Source organism: Acinetobacter stercoris (assembly GCF_900323515.1).
Taxonomy (GTDB): domain Bacteria; phylum Pseudomonadota; class Gammaproteobacteria; order Pseudomonadales; family Moraxellaceae; genus Acinetobacter; species Acinetobacter stercoris.
Map to the genome: position 1 here is coordinate 1 of NZ_OOGT01000002.1, position 21,413 is coordinate 21,413.

Here is a 21,413-nt window from a genome sequence, read left to right on the forward strand (position 1 = left end):
TGACTTTAATTGCTGATCAGTTTCCTCTGCCTGAAGTGCTTGGATATCATTATTTTTCAAAAAATATTGTGATCTTTCAAAAGAACTCATGTGAGAAGTATTTACCCGATTTTCATGCATCTTTACAGCATTGGCTTCACGTTGTTTTCTGGTTTCCTGTTCTTGCTGTTTTGATAGTTCAAAAAAGTTTACGTTCTCCTCCCCATGACGACCGTTCCAGCAGTCTATGCTGAATCGTCATCTAAGCAACCCCAGTCTTATGTTTTTTTACAGAACGCTGAAAATCAGAACGGTCGTCATGGGGAGGAGAACGTAAACTTTTTTGAACTATCAAAACAGCAAGAACAGGAAACCAGAAAACAACGTGAAGCCAATGCTGTAAAGATGCATGAAAATCGGGTAAATACTTCTCACATGAGTTCTTTTGAAAGATCACAATATTTTTTGAAAAATAATGATATCCAAGCACTTCAGGCAGAGGAAACTGATCAGCAATTAAAGTCATTACAAAAAGCAAAAAGTCGAGGCGCTATTTCAGAAAAAGATTATCAACAACAAATGATGAAACAAACTAAACCTTCTTATGGTCAAAAGAGTACTCAACCTGTACTCTCGATTCCTGTAGGTGAGTAAGCTTTTTAAGTTTCTTGATTGAGAGCAGTCAGATTTATCCAAAAATTATGAACTAGTTGAAGTGGATGATTTTTCTTTAATGGATAATTGTCCATTTTTTTCATCTAAAACAATCTGTAATTGTTCTGGGTGATTTAAAAAATGGATTGCCAATAGAGGTTCTAGCTCGGTTCTGATTTTTCTGGCTAAATGGCGCGCACCAAAACGGATGTCATGTTCTTGATAGAAATATGCTTTTGCAGCATCTGTCAAGATAATATGACGTTTTTGATGAGTTAAACGTTTATTCAGTTTTTCTATCTCAATATTTACCAATTGAGGTAAGGCATTTTCTTGTACAGGTTGGTAATGCAAAGTTCGATCTATGCGATTAATAAATTCTGGATCAAACTTCCGAAACATGATTTTTTCAATAATGGTTTGAGTCGGGACTCGCTTTAAACAGGCTTGTTGTAATGTTTTAGGTAAAAGATTAAGTTTATCCAAATATTGCTGGGCAGCCTGAGCACCAATATTACTGGTCATAAAGATCATACAATTGCGAAAATCAATGGTTTTAGTACCAGATGTAAGAGTAAGCCTACCTGTATCCAGTATATTCATTAGCCCACGAATCACTTCATTACTGGCTTTTTCAATCTCATCAAAAAGTATGATACCAGGACGGGTATGACTACCAGTGATTGCAGTTTCATCAAATAAGCTATGACCTTCTTTTGATCCGACATAGCCAGGGGGAGCACCAGTGATCGCAGCAGCATAATGTTCTTGTGACAATGTATTCATGTCTACACGGCAAAATGCATCAGCATGACCATAAATCGCTTCACTGATTAAACGAACAGTTTCAGTCTTTCCTACACCAGTTGGTCCGAGCATTAGCGTGACAGATAGCGGTCGTTCTGAGCTGGAAAAATCTGCTTTGACGACATATAACATTTTTTCGATTTCGCTTAGGGCTTTATCTTGTCCAATAATGCGAGCACGCAATAACTGCATAACATCATGTGGTTCAAAATGAAAACGAGGTTGACCAATCAAGCGATCTTTTTGAGAAAGTTGAGATGAAGTATTTGTTGCCACAACATGTAGTGCAGGATTGGTATTGGTCATGCAGCCCTGTTCCTGAGATGAAAAGACTAATTCAGCATAACAAAATTACAGTAAGTATCTTATAGTTTTAAGCAATGACATGATTGGAATAAACTCGGTTTGGAAATAACCTTTGAATTTAAAACTTGCCAAATATTAAAAAATCGATTCAAATATTTCCCACAATAAATCTAAAACGAACACGTAAAATGAATAAACAACTTTGCATTATATTATCAGTATTAAGTTTGTCTGCTTGTGGTGATGGATCAAATGATTCATCAACAGTAACCAGCCCAAATGCCGCTTTAGTTGCAAATACCACCACTTTATATGGTTATGATGGAAATTATGATTTAAATTTCAATCTTAATGTCAAAACTTATCATATAGATGAGAATAAAAATTTAACTATCCAGTATGCAATAGAGCCAGATTTTGCTACGGAAGCATTGAGGAGTTTTTTAACTCAGGATGGTATATCTACGACCTTACTACCCAAGCAAAAGAACAATACTTACTTGATTGGTGAAAATGCTTTATTTAATGATGGAAAGCTCGAATATACGGTCAGTAATGCTGTCTCGGATCATCCATTAACCTTGTCCTATCAATACAAAAAAATAGATGTTTCTGGTCTAGATATACTTAAGGATAGTAATAATCCGCTTCATAAACTGAAAAGTACTATAGAAGGTCAAATCGTAGTTGCCCTATTTGATCTATCTTATACCTCTTTGCAATTCCCTGAAGGTTCGATCTGTTGGCAAAAGCAAAGTGTAATAAATAGTCAGGAATTCATTGAATTTTATACAAATGTTGATAATTTTTCCAAACCAGAAAATTCGGAAATCGAAGCCTCAGGGAGTTGGAGTAATATTAACTGGGTCAAATTTAAAAATAGTGAGAACGGCCTTTCCGATACCGCAAATGTAAAATTGAACGTGAATGGACAAGAGTATTGGGGATATTATCATCCACAAAATGAGTTATTTAATGAAAATCAAGATGGCTTTTCTTGTGACTTAATGAATAAAACTGCCTTTGATGCCGTGAATCAGCCATTTGAAAAATTAAATACAGCTCAGCAAAAATAGTATTCGCTACAAAAGCCTTGAAAATCGTATGATAGAACCTAAATTAAGTTTTATATTTAGGTTTTAGAATTTTACTGTGAACGAAAACGCACGCGAGAACATAGAACGAATTTTGGCAAATATGACTCAGCTTCCTGGTGTTTATAAAATGCTAGGTAAAGATGGTGAGCTACTGTATGTAGGAAAAGCCAAAAATCTAAGAAATCGCGTGTCCAGTTATTTCGTGAAAACGATTGAGCATCCTAAAACGCAGGCACTGGTTGCACGAATTTATGATATCGAGACACTGGTTGTCCGTTCTGAAACTGAAGCATTATTACTTGAACAAAATCTGATTAAACTGCATCGTCCGCCATACAATATTATGTTGCGTGATGATAAATCCTATGTCTATATTTTCGTGTCAGCAGATAAGCCCTATCCGCGTATTGCCAGTGGACGGGGTAAAGGTAAACATCAGGTTGGCAAATTTTTTGGTCCATACCCTAGTGCCTATAATGCGCGTGATACGCTTTTGGTATTACAAAAACTGTTTAATGTGCGTCAGTGTGAGAACAGTTTTTTTTCGCAACGTAAACGACCTTGTTTACAATATCAGATCAAACGTTGCACCGCTCCTTGTGTGGGATTGATTTCACCAGAAGATTATAAAGAGGATGTGAATAATTCAATCCGTTTTTTACAGGGTGATACCAAAGAGCTTAATCAGGAATTGATAGCAAAAATGGAAGAGGCAGCTGAAAACCTGGAGTTTGAAAAAGCGGTCTTCTATCGTGACAGAATGGCTCTACTCAGGGATGTTCAGGCTCAACAAGCGATTTATAAGGTTAAAGGCGAGGCTGATATTTTAGCGATCGCTTATCAGGCAGGCGTAACCTGTGTCCAGATTATGCATGTACGTAATGGGAAAATGCTAGGTGGTAAAAGCTATTTCCCTGATATGCTCGGAGATGATCTGGGACAAATGCTCTCTGACTTTATGGCAAACTTTTATTTTCAGGTAGCAGACGAAGTTCCAGCAGAGCTGATTATTAATACTGCATTGCCAAATCGCAAAGAGATGGAACAGGCCTTTCAGCAACAGTTTTTAAAGAAAATTAATATTAAACATAATGTCAGGGAGACTCGTGCAGAGTGGCTTGAGCTGGCTCAGATGAATGTCCAGCACGCGATAAAAGGAAAACTTGCCAATCATCTTGAACTAAATGAACGTTTTTATCAGTTGGAACAGGTGGTCGGTCGTCCAATAGATCGTATTGAATGTTTTGATATTTCCCACACGATGGGAGAAGCAACAATTGCATCATGTGTGGTCTTCGATGCAGGTGGTGCTCGTAAACGTGATTATCGCCAATTTTCCATTCAGGATATTACTGCTGGTGATGATTATGCAGCAATGCGTCAGGCACTCACTCGCCGTTATAAAAAGCATATGCTCCCAGATTTACTTCTGATTGATGGAGGTAAAGGGCAGTTACATATGGCGATGGAAGTTATGCAGGAGCTTGGATTGGAAGCCTTTATGGTTGGTGTGTCTAAAGGAGAGGGGCGTAAACCTGGGCTGGAAACACTACATTTTACTGATGGTACCAAGATCCAATTACCCGAGGATCATAAAGCTCTGCATTTGATTCAACAGGTACGTGATGAAGCACACCGCTTTGCGATTACCAGACATCGTGCAAAAAGAGATAAACGTAGGGCGGGTTCAGTTCTTGAAGCTATTCCAGGTTTGGGACCTAAACGTCGTCGTGATTTACTGACTCATTTTGGCGGGATTCAAGGGGTACTCAAAGCATCTGAAAAAGAGTTAACTCTGGTTCCTGGACTGGGAGAAGTTATGGCTCGAACGATTTATAAAATATTGCATGAATAATATCGAGAAAACAGGAACGATTTGCTAAAACAATCATTGACTCTATAGTCATTAGCTATTTACCTCATTAAGTGACACGTTAATATAAATTTAATGAAAAAAATAGGGAAAGTTGATGTCACTTGAGCAGATTTATCAGGATATTGAAAACAAAGAATGGGTTGATATTCCCAAAGGCTGGTCTCAGGGGCGAACAATTTATGGTGGACTGGTTGCAGGAATGCTTTTGTATAAGGCTGTACATACAGTAAATGATGATCATAAAAAGCTGCTTAGTACCAGCATTACTTTTGTCGGTCCTGTACAAGAAGAAAGCGTAAAGTTGACAGCGGAAATTTTGAGACAAGGGAAATCAGTAACGACTATAGAAGTCCGTTTATGGCAGCATGATGCGGTTCAAAGTATTTTGATTGCAAGTTTTGGAACGCCTCGTGAGTCTACTATTGAAGTTTACCAGGAACGGATTGCTCCAGATTATCCAGATGTTGCACACCTTAATATTATGCCAAAAAGTGTCCCCACTCCCGAATGCTTTAAACAATTTCAATTGGCATGGGCTGAAGGGCACTATCCACTGACTGCCAGTGAACAGCCAGATTTTGGTGGATGGTTCCGCTTTGATCCTGAGCTACACCGACAACGGAAAATGAACGTATCTGATGTGGTCACTTTACTGGATGTCTGGCCACCAGGTGTTTTACCTTTATTCAAGATGCCAGCACCATCAAGCTCACTTACATGGCACATCAGTTTTATTCATCCTTTGAATCATGATTTAGATGCTTGGTTTAAATATAAAGTATTTACTGATTATGCAATGCAAGGATATTCAACAGAATATGCGCACTTTTGGGATGAAAATAATCAGCTAATTGCGATCTCTAGACAGACAGTAACCGTGTTTACCTAGTGACAGTGTAATCCATTTCGTATAAAGTGATGCATGAGTTGAATAAGGTCATTTGCAAAGATTTTAGTTCAAATAGATGCATTTAAAGGGACAAACTGGCGGTGTCTATGACTACAGGTCGTATCCTGAACATACCAAATATTTTAACATTAGCTCGAATTGCGTTGATTCCAGTTTTCCTGTTAGTTGCCTATTGGCCACCTGCTGTTGGTGTTGCTGGTCATGAAGGTGGCATGTTGAGACACAGTATTTTGACGGCCATTTTTGTTATTGCGGCGGTCACGGACTGGTTTGATGGCTATCTGGCACGTTCTTTGAACCAAACATCGGCGTTTGGACGATTTCTTGATCCTGTTGCTGATAAGTTGATGGTTGCAACGGCTTTGATTGTTTTGGTTCAGTGGAAACCAAGTATTGCTATGGCATTTGCTGCAATCGTTATTATTTCACGTGAAATAACCGTTTCAGCATTGCGTGAATGGATGGCGGAACTAGGGGCAAGGACAAGCGTAGCAGTATCTACGGTGGGTAAGTATAAGACAGCTTTTCAAATGATTGCTATATCAGTATTTTTATTGAATTGGCAACCATTGGAAACATTGGCATATATCCTACTCTATACAGCAGTGATTTTAACACTCTGGTCGATGTTTATTTATCTGAAGGCAGCTTGGCCCTATCTTAAGCAACCTTAAAACAAAAAAGCTTAACCTCAGGGTTAAGCTTTTTTGTTTTAAGTGATTCAAATTTATTTTTTGGTATATTCCTCATCATTTAACACCATTTTCCATTGACCATTTTCCTGGTATGGAGCTTTGTTGATCACAAAGTTCTGTCCAATTCCTTCTGCACCACCTACTCGAAAGTGAGAACTATCAAACTCTGTGATAGGAGCCTTGATACTGGATGACTCTGATGTTTTGATATCATCATGACTGGATACGGTTTCTGCTTTTTCCTGACGTGAATATTTTACTTCACCATTTTTGTTAATATTGAGAATACTTACTTCATTTTCCCACTGACCAATATAATCTGTATTGGTTTGTAAATAAGGCGATGTTTTTGTACAAGCTACAATAAGAAGAGTGCACAAAGCAGAAAAAAATAAATTGCGAATTTTCATCTATATTGCCCATAACAAGGAATATTTTTAGTATTCATCGGAATTCTGTGAAAGTCTTTAATTTTTTTCAGAACTTCTGTAACGAGATCAAGATGCACAATTTGATTATATTCATTTTATGCAAATATGATATTTTCCAAAGCGACAAGTAAAGCAAAATCACAACAGGGTGAATGTCTATATGCGAGCACTGATGGATTTCTGGAAAGGTTTTAAACTATTACCTTCCGCATGGTTGCTTCTGGTTCAACTACTTATTTTAATTTTGTCCGTATTTACTGCTCATAGTGCAACCTTTCAGGAATTCACTTGGTCATTAGGCATATTGGCTTTGCTCATTATCGCAAAAGTCATAAGGCAAACCCCTATTTATACTTTACTCGGATTATTTTTTGTTGTTGGGGCGCTTATTTTATCTTTTCTGATATTGCTTGGATATCACTCACTAACTATGCAAGTCAGCGCAGATATTTTTCATGCTTGCGCTTATTTTTCAGCGGCTTATGGACTGATTCTCTATATGTTTACAGATAAATATGTGACCAAAGATGAACTTTTTGCTGCTGGCGCTGTATTTACTCTGATTGTTTGGGCTTTTGCATTCTTATATAACATTTGTCAGCTTATAGTGCCAAATAGCTTTTCAAACCCAAATTATCATGGATTACAGACCTGGGTTGATTTGTTATTTATCAGCTTTAGTTTGCAATCAGCTACTGGATTATCAGATTTGATGCCTGTGAGTCCGCTTGCACGTGTGCTTGCAATGTTACAGATGTTTTGTGGTGTAATGTACCTAACCTTGATTGTGTCACGCTTAGTCGCAATGCACTACATCAGAATTCGACCAAATGAAAATAAAGGAATAGAAAAAAGTTCTGATGAATAAAAAAAGGACTCATATGAGTCCTTTTTTTGATTACCAATTTCTTAAAGAATTAGAAACGGTATTTAGCATTTAAACCAAAAGTATCTGTATCGTAGCTAGAACCTGTAGTATTTGCGTGAAGATAGTTAACACCTACTGCAACAGCTGGAGTGATGAAATAGTTCACGTTTGCACCCCAAGCTTGGTCTACACGGCCAACACCACCATCACTACCAAGGAAAGTAGCACCTACGCTTAATTTAGGGTTTAGGTAAAGATCAGATTTTAAACCATAAACGTTTTCTTCACCAAAAGTACCAGCAGCTTCAAAACCAACTGCCATGTTTGTACCAGTGATAGGACCTACGTATTTAGCACGAGCTGTTACAGCATCATTTTTATCTTGGATTGCGTTTGACGATTCAATACCAGATGCGATGAAACCATTTTTCATGATACCGAAGGTATCAAGAGAGAATTGGTCAGCAACATTTGTATAACCAACAGCTAACAAGAAGTTAGGAGCTAAAACACCACCGACTTCAAGTGCATAACGGTCACCGTTGTCATCACGAGTTACATTGTTACGGCTGTCGTTATTTGTGTGGTTGTATGATGCACTTGCGTACACAGGTACAGGAACATATTTAGTGTTGAAATATGCTTCACCTTTCACACCATAGTTATGAGATTCGATGTCTCTACCATTTTTCTCATTATATTTTGCATAATTATATGCAGCAGAAACGTTAGACGCTTGGTTTAAGAAAGCTGCTTCAGCAAGTGGACCTTTAGAAGAGTCTACGTTTTTTAGGTAATATGTACCTTGAACACCACCAGTGAAGTTGCCGCCATTGTTTGCAGTATTGTCATAGAACTCTGACTGACCTTGAACTTCAAACTGATAAGCTTGAGCGCCGGTCATGGCTAATAATAAAGCAGTGGCTAAACCGAGTTTTTTCATAATCATTTCCAAAGGTTGAAATGGGTAAACAGAAGGTTATTGTATTGTAACAATATATTAAGTCAATGATGTATAAAGACATTATTCTGTTTGCTTTTACTGGTGATTTAGTTATGATTAAAAATTGCTCAATTGAGCAAAAGAAAGTCAACCTAAAAAAATATGTGGGATAACAACATTATATTGATGGAAAAATATAGAAAAAAATGGAATTAATAAGGAAAACGTGAGTTTTTTTTATTGATAAAACTTCTTGAGTTGTATTCTTTTATTGGTAAAAACATTGCCAAGGGTAGCCCTTTTTTCATTTTTCTTTAATAGTTCTATCGCTTTTTTGAAAGATTGATTAAAGAAAAACAAATTTTTTGAGTTTTATGAATTATTTGTGTATGTTTTTTATTCAAACGAAAGGCTGAAATGTATATTATTTCACATCTATTTGTAAAATCGATGATTATTTCAAAGTTGATTGAATTGATCGGATTTACAAACAGCAATTTTTTTTTAATAATAGCCTCATCAAATAGATCTAAGATTAGATCAAAAGATTTACTTTTTATCCGCCCAGCTTTCCCCAAGGTTGGGCTTTTTTTTGTCTAAAATTTAAGTTGTTACTACATACTCATAAAGTATTTTTTGATACCTCTAAAATCATTGTTTTTTATCCTATCTCAATTAAGGTGGGGATATCTAAGGGAATTAGAGAGAACTTGAAATATGGATGTTTTAAAAAACCAAATCGCCATAACTATTGATCAGAGATTTTCAGGATATCAGTGGCTGGTGGTGATCTTATGTTTTTGTATTGCTTTATTCGATGGTTTCGATACTCAGGCTGTAGCATTCACAGGACCTGCAATAATCGATGCATTCCATTTGTCTCCTAAAGCGCTAGCCCCTGTTTTGACTGCAGGTATTATTGGAATGACTGTTGGGGCAATGTGTTTGGGGATGTTAGGCGATAAGCTCGGTCGAAGAAAAACATTGATGTTGTGTATCTTTATTTTTGCGACAGCAACATTTTTAACAGGTTTTGTCACACATTTAGATCATATTTTTATGTTGCGTATTTTAGCTGGATTAGGGATGGGAGGGGCGACGCCTGTATTATTGGCACTGGCTGCGGAGTATTCTCCAAAACGCTATAAAGGGCTTGTAACCACAGGAGTATTACTGGCTTTACCAGCAGGTGCGATGCTAGGAGGATTACTGGCTGCTAAAATTATGCCTGTATGGGGCTGGCAGAGTATCTATTTTATTGGTGGTGGTATACCCCTGATTTTATTGTTAGCACTTTTATTTATCTTGCCAGAGTCGTTGGAATATTTACGACAAAAACCAAATGAGATAAATACAAAGCGTATCCAGCAGATACTGAATAAAATTTCAGGACAGCCTATTCAGTTAAAACAATCACATCTGGTTCAAACTCAGGAAGTAAAAATCGAAGCAGCCAAGTTATCGGTGTTATTTCAAAAAACAATGGCTAAAACTACATTGGGTGTCTGGGGGACTTACTTTTTTAACTGGATTGCATGGTTCATGTTGCTGTCATGGCTTCCAACAATATTAAAACAGGCAGGGCTTGATCCTATTGATGCACCTTATGCCTCAGTTACTGTCAATGCAGCATTTATTTGCTTTGCAATTCCTTTAGCTTTTTATTTGCCTAAATTAAACACCGTTAAAATTTTGTATTTTATGTTCGGCTGTGGAATTAGTATTGCTATTGCACTGGGTTTAATGATTCAAAGCCAAAACTGGGCAATTATTTTCGCGTTAATTGCTCTCGCTGGTTTTGGTATTGGTGGGCAACAACTGGCATTAAATTATTTAGTAATCGCAGTATACCCGGCAGAAGTCCGTTCGACAGCGACAGGCTGGGCGATCGGAATGGGCAGGTTAGGTGCGATTATTGGATCAGCTATCGGTGGAGTTGTTTTGGCTGGATTTGGAATAAATGGATATTTCTTTGCGTTGGCTTTACCACTTGTTCTGGCATTGATTTGTGTATTTATAATTCGTAAAGGAAGCCAGACTGATATGAAAGCACTTATATCAGAATAGTTTTCGCACTATTTTGGTGCGATAAGGTGGTGTTTTTATAAACCAATTTGGCTTATTAAATAAAAAAAAATCCCAATTTTTTTCAAAACTGGGATTTTTTAGCCAAAATATGTGAGTAAGTTAGCAAACCTGCTGAGGAATGGAGTTAACTTGCTACAATGTGGTGCATTGTGCACCTTAATGATGCGCTTGTAAATATTTTTTTACATTTATAATGGAAAATTATGTAACCAGAAAATTTTTTTTATGGAAATAAAATCTTTTAGCACGTAATTTTGTTCAAGATTTTTATCTTGTTCTTTATTTCTAATGAAAAAAATTACTTTGCTTATTTCTTTGATGGGTTTGTTTCTATCAGCTTGTCAATCTCCTGACCTGCATCATCCAGCTAAAGCTCAATACCAGCCTTCAAAGGTTCGAAGTGATGAAATAAAAGGATTGTTTGATCAGGCTAAAGTCCAAGCTGTTTTTGTGACTTATGATGGTCAATCTTTACAGCAATACGGTAATGAGCTGACACGTGCTGATACAGCATATGTTCCTGCATCCACATTTAAAATGTTAAATGCCTTGATTGGATTACAGCATCAAAAGGCAACGGCTGATGAAGTATTTAAATGGGATGGGAAAAAGAGATCTTTTTCTGCTTGGGAGAAAGATATGACGCTGAAACAAGCGATGCAGGCTTCAGCTGTACCCGTATATCAGGAACTAGCGAGAAGAATAGGTTTGCAATTGATGCAACAGGAAGTGAAAAGAATCAATTTTGGTAATACAGATATTGGTACGACAGTGGATAATTTCTGGCTGGTGGGACCATTAAAAATTACTCCAAATCAGGAAGCCAGATTTGCTTATGATCTTGCAACTGAAAGGTTAGCTTTTGACAGTAAAGTGCAAAAGCAGGTGAAAGATATGTTATTGGTAGAGCAACGGGGTAATACAAAGCTATATGCAAAAAGTGGTTGGGGTATGGATGTTGAACCACAGGTGGGTTGGTATACGGGATGGGTAGAGCAAGAAAGCGGGAAAGTTACAGCATTTTCTCTAAATCTTAAAATGCAAGATGGAATAGAAATAAATGCTCGTAAGGATTTAACTTTAGATGCATTAGATAAACTAGGATTATTTTTCTATCTAAAATAAAAAAAGCCCAGTCATAAGAAGGGATGACTGGGCACAAAAGGATGTTCTGTTTGGGAGAAAACATCCAGAGGAAGACACTCTAGATCAGCAAATATGTATTTGGTATGTATATTATGCGCAACGAGTTCGGAATTGTAAAATGGGGAAAAATTATTAAGTTGATTTATTTTTTAGATTGATCTTTTAAATTCAAAGCGTTATCACGTGAAATATCTCAGACATGCTCTGGATACTATGCTGTATTGTAGTTGAAGATAAATGTTTTTGAGGATTATACCAGACAGCAGTCATGCCTGCTTGTTGTGCGCCTTGGACATCTACAATCTCATTATCTCCGATAAAAAGGCATTGTTCAGGTTGTACATTGAGTTGTTGACAAGCCAATAAGAATATAGCTGGATCTGGTTTTCTTAATTGAACTGCCTCGGAGACAATGATTGAAGAAAAATATGGAGACAGTTGTAAATGCTTAAAATTATTTTCCTGAAAAGGGTTTTTTCCATTACTGATTAAGCCCAGTTGATAGCCATGCTGATACAGTTTAATGATCGTTTCATTTACCTCAGGATTGGCAATACAAAAGTTTTGAAATTGTTCAATGTAGATAAAAAGTAGTTCATCTACTGTTTGTGAAATCACAAATTCTTGTTTGAGCTGAGCATAGACTTGATCTTTCCAGACAGATCCGTTTGCATCAAGTTCTATAAAGCGCTTTGTGAACCTTTCTCTATTTATTCCTTTGAGATTGAGTTGTTTTGCTTGCCATTGGCAAAAATGGATAAGTGAATTGGTTCGATCTAGCAAGGTTTCGTCAAGATCAAAAATTATTGTATTAATCATCTTTATATTTTAGTTAAAATTAATATAATATTCTTTATTTTAAGAAAAATAAAACAGTTACATTTAGCATTTATGTGAGGGCGTATTTCGAATGTTAACATTACGTTCTGAGCAGATCAGTCGACGTTTACTGATTTCAATGCTGATTATTATATTTTCAATATTATTTATTNCTATTCCATTAATAGTGAGTAGTTATATTGACTACCAAAAATCCAAGCAAACTTTATTTGAAATTCAAAGTTTGAGTGCTGTTGCAGATCTAACCAATAAAATATCCCGAGAACGGGGACCTGCAAATCTGGCGATGTCGAGTTCTTCAGAAGAACTCGAAGAAAATTTTAATGGACTTCAACAATATAGGGCAGAAGTTGATAGGCAAATTGAATTTACTTTTGAAATATTAAAAAAGTCTGGTTTCAATGAATTAGCTATAGATTTAAAAAATACTGTAAGTAAGCATCTGAATATAGGCCGACAGGAGGTAGACCGCTATATTCAGACTCCTTTTGAGGAACGTACCTCTGCACAATTTGATCATGCAATCATCAGTATGTTTAATGTATGGGATTATAGTTATAGCTTGCTTAAGAGTGTGATGATGCAGTCAAAAAGTAAGGAGAGCTCAATATCCAGTTATTACACTCTGATTTTGATTCTTGCTGACTTAAGGGATCAGGCAGGGCGTGTTGCTTCAAATGTGATTGCTTATGTTTCAATGAATCAGCCATTACCAAGTGATAATATTGCGCGGTCATTGCAAACTCAAAAACAGGTCGTGTATTTGTGGCATTTAACTAATGCAATCCAGCCAGAACAGGAAAAAACCGTTGAATTTGTTGATTTATATCTTAAGGTGAAGACAGAGTTTATAGATCGGGGAATGCCTATGGTGATGCGTTTAATTGATGAGAGCCAGCATTCGCAACCTTACTTTTTAAGGGGTACTGATCTGACTAAAGAAATTTCAGATAAGTTTTTAACGGTCATTGATTTACAAAAGTATATTTTAAAGCAAAGCATTGATTTTGCGAAAACCCAGGAAAGAGAAGCACAGCTTCAATTCATTTTTGTGAGTTCTATTTCTATTCTTTCTCTATTTGCTGCTTTATTTACGATGATTTATGCGCGTAAGAAAGTATTTTTACCACTGATTCAAGCACGGAATATGATTCTGGATTTAACCAATAGTTATGAACATGGCAATGAGAATCAGCAGGAAACATTGACTAATAGATATTCTTTGTATGATGCATTACAGAAGCTTAGACATATGATGGATCAACGGGATGCACTGGAATTTAGGTTAAAGAATATTGCCAATACAGATCGTTTGACCGGGGTGTTAAATCGTTTGGCACTGGATGAGTATTTGAAGCGTCTGGAGCTGGAACCTGAGCGTTTTTATCAGTTAAGTCTGATCATGGTCGACATTGATAATTTCAAGGCAGTCAATGATCATCACGGGCATATCTGGGGCGATACAGTTATCGTGCGAGTAGCGGAATGTTTGAAAAGCTGCGTCAATGTTTCAGACATGATTGTACGTTTTGGTGGTGACGAGTTTCTGGTGTTGATTGATCAAATGGAATATGAGCAAGTTTTGGGAGTTGCTGAAAAGATTCGTATGGAAGTTGCAAATCTAAAAAGTATGGCAGCTGATTCTTTACAGGATTTTAATGTTTCAGTGAGCATAGGCGTTGCTGTAGGTGCTTCTGATTGGAATGATTTATTTAGTCAAGCAGATGAGTCTCTGTTTAAGGCGAAAGCAAAAGGGAAGAATATTGTGGCGGGGTGAGCGTCACAAGTAAAGGATATTTTATAAAATTGAAAAGAAGAGATTAATAAACTCTTTTACTTTGATTAATATTTTTTGCCAAAAAGCCAAATTTTTAACAGTTTGATCCTGATCAGGTAATTTTTGAATGTTAATTTTTGATGGTGGCAGTTGATCAATTAATATCTTTCCGTCATGAGTTATAAAATCTATTTTTATCCAAAATTGATCATTTTTTTTAAATTGAATCCCGTAATTGCATATATCAAAGCTAGAATGAATTATTGCTGGAAATTTATGATTTTGATTTGGTATTTTTTCTTCATCTTTATCAGGCTTTAAAATAAACTCACTCGTATTTATGAAATCCTTTGAATGTGAAACCCTTAACCGTACTAAATAATTTCTAGAGTCTATATTGGCAATAAACTTAAATTGAATTTGTCCCGAGGGTGGGGTTTGATCATTGCCATCATTATATTCATAGCTACTTAATATAGGTGGGGTAATCAATTTTGGTTAAACAACAGAAGTTTTGGATAAAATTTTCAAACTTAAATATTCTGATGGATATTGTTGTTCCAAGTATTTATTTCTTATTAAATAAGTTGTGTTTTCCTTATAGGCTGGTATAGGTGTTAATTTAATAATTCTTTGATTTGAATTAGATAAATTGGTTCGATATTGAATAAAATCATTTTTTGATTTAGCTTTAAAACTACCATATTGCCTATCTTGTAATTTGGTTACCCAAATGGCGGAATTGGAATAGAGATTTTGAGTGTGATTAATTTCTAAATATTGGTAAGCAGGACATGAATATCCCCCAAGAAGTTGTTGTGATGCTTAGCATAAAGCATAAAATTAGATATTTATTTTTGTTCATTATAAAAAACGGCAATTATATAATCACCGTTTTATCAAGTATATAAAGAAAATAGAAGCTTATTTCAACAACGGTTTTAAAAACTTCGCTGTGTGTGAAACTTTAGATTTTACAACGTCTTCTGGTGTGCCCTCTGCAATGATCTGACCACCACCCGCACCACCTTCAGGGCCTAAATCAATAATCCAGTCAGCAGTTTTAATTACGTCCAGATTATGCTCAATCACCACAATAGTATTTCCCTTGTTACGTAGCTCATGCAAGATATCCAGAAGCTTGGCAATATCATGGAAATGTAGACCAGTGGTAGGTTCATCCAATACATACAGTGTCTTACCTGTGTCACGTTTTGCAAGTTCACGAGCCAGTTTTACACGTTGAGCCTCACCGCCAGAAAGTGTAGTCGCAGACTGACCTAGACGAATGTAACCCAGACCAACCTGATTTAAAGTTTCTAGGCGACGGTGAATGACTGGAATAGCATCAAAGAAATGCATAGCATCTTCAACAGTCATTTCCAAAACATCGGAAATTGTTTTGCCTTTATAGCCGACTTCCAATGTTTCACGGTTATAGCGTTTACCATGACAGGCATCACACGGCACATACATATCTGGTAGGAAGTGCATGGCAACTTTGATCATGCCGTCACCCTCACAGGCTTCACAGCGACCACCTTTGACATTAAAGGAGAAGCGTCCAGCAGTGTAACCACGAGCTTTGGCTTCTGGTGTTTGTGCAAAAAGCTCACGAATCGGGGTGAATAAACCTGTATAAGTCGCTGGATTGGAACGTGGCGTACGTCCAATCGGGCTTTGATCAATATCTACGACTTTATCCAGAAATTGTAAGCCATCAATGGAGTCAAACTTTTCGGCAGTTAAAGTTGTTGCACCATTGAGCTGGGTCGCAGCCAGAGGCAATAAAGTTCGGTTAATTAATGTTGATTTACCTGATCCAGAGACACCTGTGATACAAGTCATTACTCCTAAAGGAATAGTCAAATCTACATTTTTCAGATTATGACCTGCTGCACCCATCAGTTTGATCTGTTCATCAGGCTTTGGAGGCTGGGTTCGCTGTTTAGGTACTTCAATTTTAAGCTTGCCTGAAAGATATTGACCTGTTAGGGATTCTTTATTTTTGGCGAGCTGATCAGCTGTACCTTCAGCAATGATATGCCCACCATGTACACCAGCACCAGGTCCAATATCAATAATATGATCGGCTGCCCGGATGGCATCTTCATCATGTTCAACAACGAGAACAGTATTGCCTAGATCACGTAACCGCACCAGTGTTTCAAGTAGACGATCATTGTCACGTTGATGCAGACCAATAGAAGGTTCATCCAGAACATACATTACACCCATCAAACCTGCACCAATTTGTGAAGCTAGGCGAATACGCTGTGCTTCACCACCTGATAGCGTCTCAGCAGAACGAGATAAACTTAAATAGTTCAATCCAACTGAAACCAGAAAGTGTAAACGCTCACGGATTTCCTTAAAGATTTTATCTGCTATTTCACCTTTAGCACCTTCAAGGTTGAGGTGTTGATAATATTCTTCCGCATCACCGATCGACATTCTGGTGATTTCTGCAATAGTTTTGTCTTTTACACGAACATGTCGTGAAATTTCGTTTAAACGTGAACCACCACAAGCATCGCAGGCAGCATTGGAGAGGTATTGTGATAAGTCATCGCGAACATAATTGCTTTCAGTTTCACGATAGCGACGCTCCAGATGTGGCAAAATTCCTTCAAATGCTTGCACTCGGTTATGTTTACGACCGCGTTCATCAATATAGCTTAAATCAATTTTTTCTTTGCCAGTTCCATAGAGAAATTTCTTTTGAGTGTCTTTATCAAGATCTTTCCAGGGAGTTTCTAGAGAAAAACCATAATGATCAGCTACTTTTTGAATCATGCTGTAGTAGTAAGGACGTTGTCTGTCCCAACCACGAATTGCGCCTTCACTGATTGAAAGCTCATTATTTGGAATTAATTTTTCAGCACTAAAATGGCTACGTGTTCCTAAACCATCACAAACTGGACATGCGCCATAGGGGTTGTTAAACGAGAATAAGCGAGGTTCAAGCTCGGCTACCGCACGGTCACATTCTGGGCATGAGTGTTTCGCAGAAAAAATACGATCAGGCTGCTCTCCTTTCATCCAGGAAAGAATGGCAATATCTCCACCTAGGCGTAATGCTGTTTCAAAACTTTCGGCAATACGATTTCCCAGGTCATCGCGAACCTTAAAACGGTCAACGACTACTTCAATCGTATGTTTTTTCTTTTTATCCAGCTCTGGTGGTGTGTCAATATCAATGATTTCACCATCCACACGGGCACGGACAAAACCTTGACTTTGTAGTTGTTCAAACAGGTTGCTATATTCGCCTTTACGTTCACGCACTACTGGTGCAAGCAGCATCAGAGCTGTACCTTCTTCAAGGGCTTTAACGGCATCGACCATTTCTGAAACAGTCTGAGCAACCATAGGTAGATCATGTTCTGGACAGTATGGTGTACCAACACGGGCATAGAGCAGACGGAGATAATCGTAAATTTCAGTGATGGTTCCCACTGTTGAACGGGGGTTGTGACTCGTGGATTTTTGTTCAATCGCAATAGCAGGGCTGAGACCCTCAATGGCATCAACTTCAGGCTTTTCCATTTGAGAAAGGAACTGGCGCGCATAAGCAGAAAGTGATTCTACATAGCGGCGTTGACCCTCGGCGTATAAGGTATCAAAAGCCAGAGATGATTTACCTGAGCCAGAAAGTCCCGTGATCACCACAAACTTGTCACGTGGAATATCGAGAGACACATTTTTTAAGTTATGGGTACGTGCGCCTCGAATACGGATATGACTTTGACTCATAAAACTATCTCGGTGTTGTGCAATTTGAAAGCTATATATGATAGCGATTTAATTATCTTCAAGTTGTAAAAAATGATTTTAAACGTCAATTTGTGTCGGATAAATTAAATTATTTTAAAAATGAGTGGTTTCGTATCAAGAAAACGAGTGTAAGTTTCTCTGAAATTTATTTTTCAATCGGTATTTTGCTGGTCAATTTGAATGTTGTGCGATGTTTCCTGTGATGCATGATTTTTAGTTGAAGTCTGAAAGGGTTGGAGTAAACTTCACTGAAAATTTTTAGTTAAGAAGCAAGCAGGATGCTGTCATTATTTTTTAAATGTAGTTTAGGTGCAGCAGTTGTTCTTCTTATTTCTATATTATCTAAAAGCAAAGTTTTTTTTATTGCAGGCTTAGTTCCACTATTTCCTACTTTTGCCCTGATTGCACATGTCATTGTTTTTCAACAGCTAGGTACAGAAGCACTTCGTAAAACTGCACTATTTGGACTCTGGTCTTTAATCCCTTATTTTCTATATTTATTCGTTGTTTATTTGCTGGCGACAAGAGTGTCTATTTTTTCTTGCTTAAGTGTGGCAACAGTCTGTTGGCTTGTAGCAGCGGCTGGTCTGATCTATGGATGGAATCATTTTTATTCCTAATGAAATATATGAAACGTTTGGTTAATATTTTATAGGTTTTAACATAAATAACTTCTCAATTTATGAATATTCTATTTAAAAGTCTAATATCGAATAAGGGGGAATAAAAATGTATGTTGTCAGCTTGAATTATCATAAAACCAATGAAGAGATTGATGCCTTACTGAAAGAACATGTGGAATGGTTAGAAGACAATTTTAAAGCGGGGTATTTTATTGCCGCTGGAAGAAAAGACCCACGTACGGGTGGTATGATTTTAGTAAAACAGATTGCGCGTGATTTATTAGATGAAATTTTAAAACAAGATCCTTTTCAGGCAGTTGCAACATATGAAATTACTTCTGTTGATTTTGCAAGGACAGGTACAGGATTTGAGTATTTAAAAGGGATTTAAATTTTAAGTAAATCATGATTTAAATCCCTTTGGGCTACCGTACTGGAAGGAAATACGGCTTAGTGATCCAGCCCTGACCAACCCTGTTGATGATAGGCACTATCCCAGAATAACCACTCCAGTTCTGCACCACGTGTATAAGCTTGATGCATTTTTTCAAGGGTATCCGGATCGCATTTTGCTGCAACTTTATCTATGGTTGCAATCACTTGCTGGACTGCTGTATGGAATTCTTCACCAGAATAGGTATCAACCCAAGCCTGATAAGGATTGTTTTCTACTGAATTGTTGACAATATCTTTGCCGACCTCTGCATAAATCCAGTAACAAGGTAGTAATGCCGCTAAAATTACAGGATAACTTTCAGACCATGCCGTAGCAGTAAGGAATGAGGTGTAATGGTGGCAGGCTAAAGTAAGAGGTGTGTTTTCAAACTGTTTATGCGTAATCCCAAAATCCTGCATGAAGCCGTCATGTAGGCTGCGTTCAACAACAATAGCAATCTTTGCACCTTCGGCAAACTGTATCACATCTTCTGCCTCAAACGCTTTTGCTGCACATACTGCAAGCGCTCGTCCATATGCCAACAAATAATGTGCATCCTGAATGACATAATGACTAAACACTTCCTTTTTTAATGTTCCTTTAGCAAGCTCTTGATTAAATGGATGATTAAGAGTTTTTTGATACAGGTCCAGGTTACGTTGCCAGACATCTTTAGAAAAGTGCATAGGGAGTCCTTAAGAATTTATACTGATCAATATTTATGAGGGTAGTATGTACTATACATTAAGAAAATTTATACAATAATCATTTCAATGAATGATGCCTATTTCAATATATTTGGTTTTTATAGCAAGTTCTTTGGACAAGACGATAAAAAGGTTCATAATTGCGCCATCCTATTCACAGCTCAATTGAACTTGAAATTGGCTCAATTTTTTTGATTTATTGATATCAAGATTCACCCGAAGGTTTAGTTATGAAACATTTTGGTTTCTCCATCTTTTTTACAATAGTGTGTTTAGCACTCTCTGCCTTCTGGGGATATACCCATGGGCCAGAAGCAGGCATTTCAAGCATGCTAACAGCCCTGACCATTACTGCTATCCTGGCGGTGATGGAGGTTTCACTTTCTTTTGATAATGCTGTAGTCAATGCTTCAGTTTTACGTAATTGGGATCATTTCTGGAAAATGATCTTCCTGACAGTTGGTATTCTTGTTGCTGTATTTGGCATGCGTTTGATTTTTCCAATAGTTATTGTTGCTGTCACTGCCGATATGGGCATGATAGAAGTTGTCAACATGGCATTGAATGATCCTAAACATTATTCAGAGCGTCTGATTGCTCATCATGCTGAAATCGCTGCCTTTGGTGGTTCATTCCTGCTTTTAGTATTTTTAAATTTCTTTCTGGATGAAGGTAAAGATACCCACTGGTTTCGATGGCTGGAAAAACGTTTGGCTCATTTAGCCAATGTTCCAGCGATGTCTGTATTTATTTCCCTCATTTGTTTACTTATTATGGCGGCTAATGTAGATGAAGCAAAACGTCTGGTTGTGACGATTGCTGGTATCTGGGGTATCGTTATTTACATTGGTGTACAGGTGCTGAGCCATTTATTAGGCGGGGAGCCAGAAGTTGATGAAAATGGTAATGCAGTTGGGCATGACCCATCTGGTGCATCAACAGGTGTGATTAAAGCAGGTATCGGCGGTTTTATTTATCTTGAAGTTTTAGATGCATCATTCAGCTTTGATGGTGTGATCGGGGCTTTTGCCATTACTTCAGATGTAGTGATCATTATGCTTGGTCTTGCTATTGGTGCAATATTTGTCCGGTCTATTACAATTTATCTGGTAGATAAAGGAACACTGGATGCCTATATCTATCTTGAACATGGTGCACATTATGCGATTGGTGCATTAGCTTTCATTATGTTGGCAAGTGGTACTGGTGTGCATGTCCCAGAGGTTGTAACAGGTTTGATTGGTGTTGCATTTATTGTGTGGGCAGTGATTGCATCTATTCAATACAAGAAACATCAGGAAAAAATCAGTTAATTATCTTTTAAGAAAAGTGATTACAATAAAAGGGCACGCATTATGTGCCTTTTTTATGTCTAAATTTCCCACAAAGTTGATGCAATATGCGATCATGTGAGAAGTAAATTTAGCCCCACATTTTTGAAAAGCTTATTGAT

General features: G+C 37.3%; 20 protein-coding genes. 13 read left to right on the forward strand and 7 right to left on the reverse strand.

Going from position 1 to position 21,413, the window contains the following annotated elements; translation table 11 throughout:
- Window positions 1-233: hypothetical protein (locus KPC_RS20570; protein ID WP_213065867.1), on the forward strand; the 233-nt coding region annotated here is incomplete at its 5' end.
- Entirely contained in the window at window positions 205-633 is a 429-nt protein-coding gene (locus tag KPC_RS00205) for a hypothetical protein (protein ID WP_121972440.1), read from the forward strand. The genes KPC_RS20570 and KPC_RS00205, both read left to right, overlap by 29 nt.
- 45 nt (window positions 634-678) lie before the next feature.
- Here KPC_RS00205 and KPC_RS00210 read toward each other — a convergent pair whose 3' ends face one another.
- Entirely contained in the window at window positions 679-1,746 is a 1,068-nt protein-coding gene (locus KPC_RS00210) for an AAA family ATPase (protein ID WP_121972441.1), read from the reverse strand.
- A gap of 188 nt (window positions 1,747-1,934) precedes the next feature.
- On the opposite strand from KPC_RS00210, the gene KPC_RS00215 reads away from it, so the two are divergent.
- The 4 genes from KPC_RS00215 to pgsA all read left to right on the forward strand — a co-directional run bounded on the left by KPC_RS00215 (window position 1,935) and on the right by pgsA (window position 6,303).
- A complete protein-coding gene (locus tag KPC_RS00215; RefSeq protein WP_121972442.1) occupies window positions 1,935-2,822 on the forward strand; it encodes a hypothetical protein in 888 nt (295 codons plus the stop codon).
- A gap of 76 nt (window positions 2,823-2,898) precedes the next feature.
- Window positions 2,899-4,698 carry an excinuclease ABC subunit UvrC gene (gene uvrC / locus KPC_RS00220; protein ID WP_121972443.1) on the forward strand — a complete coding sequence of 600 codons (1,800 nt, stop codon included), beginning with the start codon at window positions 2,899-2,901 and terminating at the stop codon, window positions 4,696-4,698.
- 115 nt (window positions 4,699-4,813) lie between these two features.
- Window positions 4,814-5,608: a thioesterase family protein gene (locus KPC_RS00225; protein WP_121972444.1), complete on the forward strand. Its 795-nt coding sequence runs from the start codon at window positions 4,814-4,816 to the stop codon at window positions 5,606-5,608.
- Window positions 5,609-5,715: 107 nt separating this feature from the next.
- On the forward strand, window positions 5,716-6,303 hold the full coding sequence (gene pgsA, locus KPC_RS00230; protein ID WP_121972445.1) for a CDP-diacylglycerol--glycerol-3-phosphate 3-phosphatidyltransferase: 588 nt from the start codon (window positions 5,716-5,718) through the stop codon (window positions 6,301-6,303).
- 53 nt (window positions 6,304-6,356) lie between these two features.
- Here pgsA and KPC_RS00235 read toward each other — a convergent pair whose 3' ends face one another.
- Complete coding sequence (locus KPC_RS00235) at window positions 6,357-6,734, reverse strand: hypothetical protein (RefSeq protein ID WP_121972446.1); 378 nt, start codon at window positions 6,732-6,734, stop codon at window positions 6,357-6,359.
- A 181-nt stretch (window positions 6,735-6,915) separates the two neighbouring features.
- Here KPC_RS00235 and KPC_RS00240 point away from each other — a divergent pair, with 181 nt between their 5' ends.
- The gene (locus KPC_RS00240; protein WP_121972447.1) at window positions 6,916-7,623 is read left to right on the forward strand and encodes an ion channel; all 708 of its coding nucleotides are present in this window, start codon (window positions 6,916-6,918) and stop codon (window positions 7,621-7,623) included.
- Between the two features lie 49 nt (window positions 7,624-7,672).
- Here KPC_RS00240 and omp33-36 read toward each other — a convergent pair whose 3' ends face one another.
- On the reverse strand, window positions 7,673-8,566 hold the full coding sequence (omp33-36, locus tag KPC_RS00245) for a porin Omp33-36 (RefSeq protein WP_121972448.1): 894 nt from the start codon (window positions 8,564-8,566) through the stop codon (window positions 7,673-7,675).
- Between the two features lie 717 nt (window positions 8,567-9,283).
- Here omp33-36 and KPC_RS00250 point away from each other — a divergent pair.
- Window positions 9,284-10,633 carry an MFS transporter gene (locus tag KPC_RS00250; RefSeq protein WP_121972449.1) on the forward strand — a complete coding sequence of 450 codons (1,350 nt, stop codon included), beginning with the start codon at window positions 9,284-9,286 and terminating at the stop codon, window positions 10,631-10,633.
- A 309-nt stretch (window positions 10,634-10,942) separates the two neighbouring features.
- Window positions 10,943-11,779 (forward strand): class D beta-lactamase, encoded by an 837-nt coding sequence (gene blaOXA, locus KPC_RS00255; protein WP_121972450.1) that lies wholly within the window; start codon window positions 10,943-10,945, stop codon window positions 11,777-11,779.
- Window positions 11,780-11,968: 189 nt separating this feature from the next.
- Here the strand turns inward: blaOXA and KPC_RS00260 are convergent, their stop codons facing one another.
- Window positions 11,969-12,619 (reverse strand): HAD family hydrolase, encoded by a 651-nt coding sequence (locus KPC_RS00260; protein ID WP_121972451.1) that lies wholly within the window; start codon window positions 12,617-12,619, stop codon window positions 11,969-11,971.
- Window positions 12,620-13,895: 1,276 nt separating this feature from the next.
- On the opposite strand from KPC_RS00260, the gene KPC_RS20940 reads away from it, so the two are divergent.
- Window positions 13,896-14,417: a GGDEF domain-containing protein gene (locus tag KPC_RS20940; protein ID WP_456049165.1), complete on the forward strand. Its 522-nt coding sequence runs from the start codon at window positions 13,896-13,898 to the stop codon at window positions 14,415-14,417.
- Between the two features lie 21 nt (window positions 14,418-14,438).
- Here KPC_RS20940 and KPC_RS00270 read toward each other — a convergent pair whose 3' ends face one another.
- Together KPC_RS00270 and uvrA are read right to left on the reverse strand one after the other, a co-directional pair.
- Window positions 14,439-14,909, reverse strand: coding sequence for a hypothetical protein (locus KPC_RS00270; RefSeq protein ID WP_121972453.1), 471 nt, complete (start codon window positions 14,907-14,909; stop codon window positions 14,439-14,441).
- 432 nt (window positions 14,910-15,341) lie between these two features.
- Window positions 15,342-18,173: an excinuclease ABC subunit UvrA gene (gene uvrA / locus KPC_RS00275; RefSeq protein ID WP_121972454.1), complete on the reverse strand. Its 2,832-nt coding sequence runs from the start codon at window positions 18,171-18,173 to the stop codon at window positions 15,342-15,344.
- Between the two features lie 299 nt (window positions 18,174-18,472).
- Between uvrA and KPC_RS00280 the strand changes: the two genes are divergently transcribed.
- A complete protein-coding gene (locus KPC_RS00280) occupies window positions 18,473-18,814 on the forward strand; it encodes a GlpM family protein (RefSeq protein WP_121972455.1) in 342 nt (113 codons plus the stop codon).
- Window positions 18,815-18,923: 109 nt separating this feature from the next.
- Window positions 18,924-19,208 (forward strand): YciI family protein, encoded by a 285-nt coding sequence (locus tag KPC_RS00285; RefSeq protein WP_121972456.1) that lies wholly within the window; start codon window positions 18,924-18,926, stop codon window positions 19,206-19,208.
- A 59-nt stretch (window positions 19,209-19,267) separates the two neighbouring features.
- Here KPC_RS00285 and tenA read toward each other — a convergent pair whose 3' ends face one another.
- Complete coding sequence (tenA, locus tag KPC_RS00290; protein ID WP_121972457.1) at window positions 19,268-19,939, reverse strand: thiaminase II; 672 nt, start codon at window positions 19,937-19,939, stop codon at window positions 19,268-19,270.
- Window positions 19,940-20,190: 251 nt separating this feature from the next.
- On the opposite strand from tenA, the gene KPC_RS00295 reads away from it, so the two are divergent.
- Complete coding sequence (locus KPC_RS00295; RefSeq protein ID WP_121972458.1) at window positions 20,191-21,273, forward strand: DUF475 domain-containing protein; 1,083 nt, start codon at window positions 20,191-20,193, stop codon at window positions 21,271-21,273.
- The last annotated feature ends 140 nt before the right edge of the window (window positions 21,274-21,413 follow it).

What these genes read in the sequence shown, in the direction of transcription:
- pgsA (WP_121972445.1), top strand. Translation starts at nt 5,716, where the DNA reads ATGACTACAGGTCGTATCCTGAACATACCAAATATTTTAACATTAGCT.
- omp33-36 (WP_121972448.1), bottom strand. Translation starts at nt 8,566, where the DNA reads ATGAAAAAACTCGGTTTAGCCACTGCTTTATTATTAGCCATGACCGGC.
- KPC_RS00250 (WP_121972449.1), top strand. Translation starts at nt 9,284, where the DNA reads ATGGATGTTTTAAAAAACCAAATCGCCATAACTATTGATCAGAGATTT.
- blaOXA (WP_121972450.1), top strand. Translation starts at nt 10,943, where the DNA reads ATGAAAAAAATTACTTTGCTTATTTCTTTGATGGGTTTGTTTCTATCA.
- KPC_RS20940 (WP_456049165.1), top strand. Translation starts at nt 13,896, where the DNA reads ATGGATCAACGGGATGCACTGGAATTTAGGTTAAAGAATATTGCCAAT.
- KPC_RS00260 (WP_121972451.1), bottom strand. Translation starts at nt 12,619, where the DNA reads ATGATTAATACAATAATTTTTGATCTTGACGAAACCTTGCTAGATCGA.
- KPC_RS00240 (WP_121972447.1), top strand. Translation starts at nt 6,916, where the DNA reads ATGCGAGCACTGATGGATTTCTGGAAAGGTTTTAAACTATTACCTTCC.
- KPC_RS00225 (WP_121972444.1), top strand. Translation starts at nt 4,814, where the DNA reads ATGTCACTTGAGCAGATTTATCAGGATATTGAAAACAAAGAATGGGTT.
- KPC_RS00205 (WP_121972440.1), top strand. Translation starts at nt 205, where the DNA reads ATGACGACCGTTCCAGCAGTCTATGCTGAATCGTCATCTAAGCAACCC.
- KPC_RS00295 (WP_121972458.1), top strand. Translation starts at nt 20,191, where the DNA reads ATGAAACATTTTGGTTTCTCCATCTTTTTTACAATAGTGTGTTTAGCA.
- KPC_RS00210 (WP_121972441.1), bottom strand. Translation starts at nt 1,746, where the DNA reads ATGACCAATACCAATCCTGCACTACATGTTGTGGCAACAAATACTTCA.
- tenA (WP_121972457.1), bottom strand. Translation starts at nt 19,939, where the DNA reads ATGCACTTTTCTAAAGATGTCTGGCAACGTAACCTGGACCTGTATCAA.
- KPC_RS00215 (WP_121972442.1), top strand. Translation starts at nt 1,935, where the DNA reads ATGAATAAACAACTTTGCATTATATTATCAGTATTAAGTTTGTCTGCT.
- KPC_RS00280 (WP_121972455.1), top strand. Translation starts at nt 18,473, where the DNA reads ATGCTGTCATTATTTTTTAAATGTAGTTTAGGTGCAGCAGTTGTTCTT.
- KPC_RS00235 (WP_121972446.1), bottom strand. Translation starts at nt 6,734, where the DNA reads ATGAAAATTCGCAATTTATTTTTTTCTGCTTTGTGCACTCTTCTTATT.
- uvrA (WP_121972454.1), bottom strand. Translation starts at nt 18,173, where the DNA reads ATGAGTCAAAGTCATATCCGTATTCGAGGCGCACGTACCCATAACTTA.
- KPC_RS00285 (WP_121972456.1), top strand. Translation starts at nt 18,924, where the DNA reads ATGTATGTTGTCAGCTTGAATTATCATAAAACCAATGAAGAGATTGAT.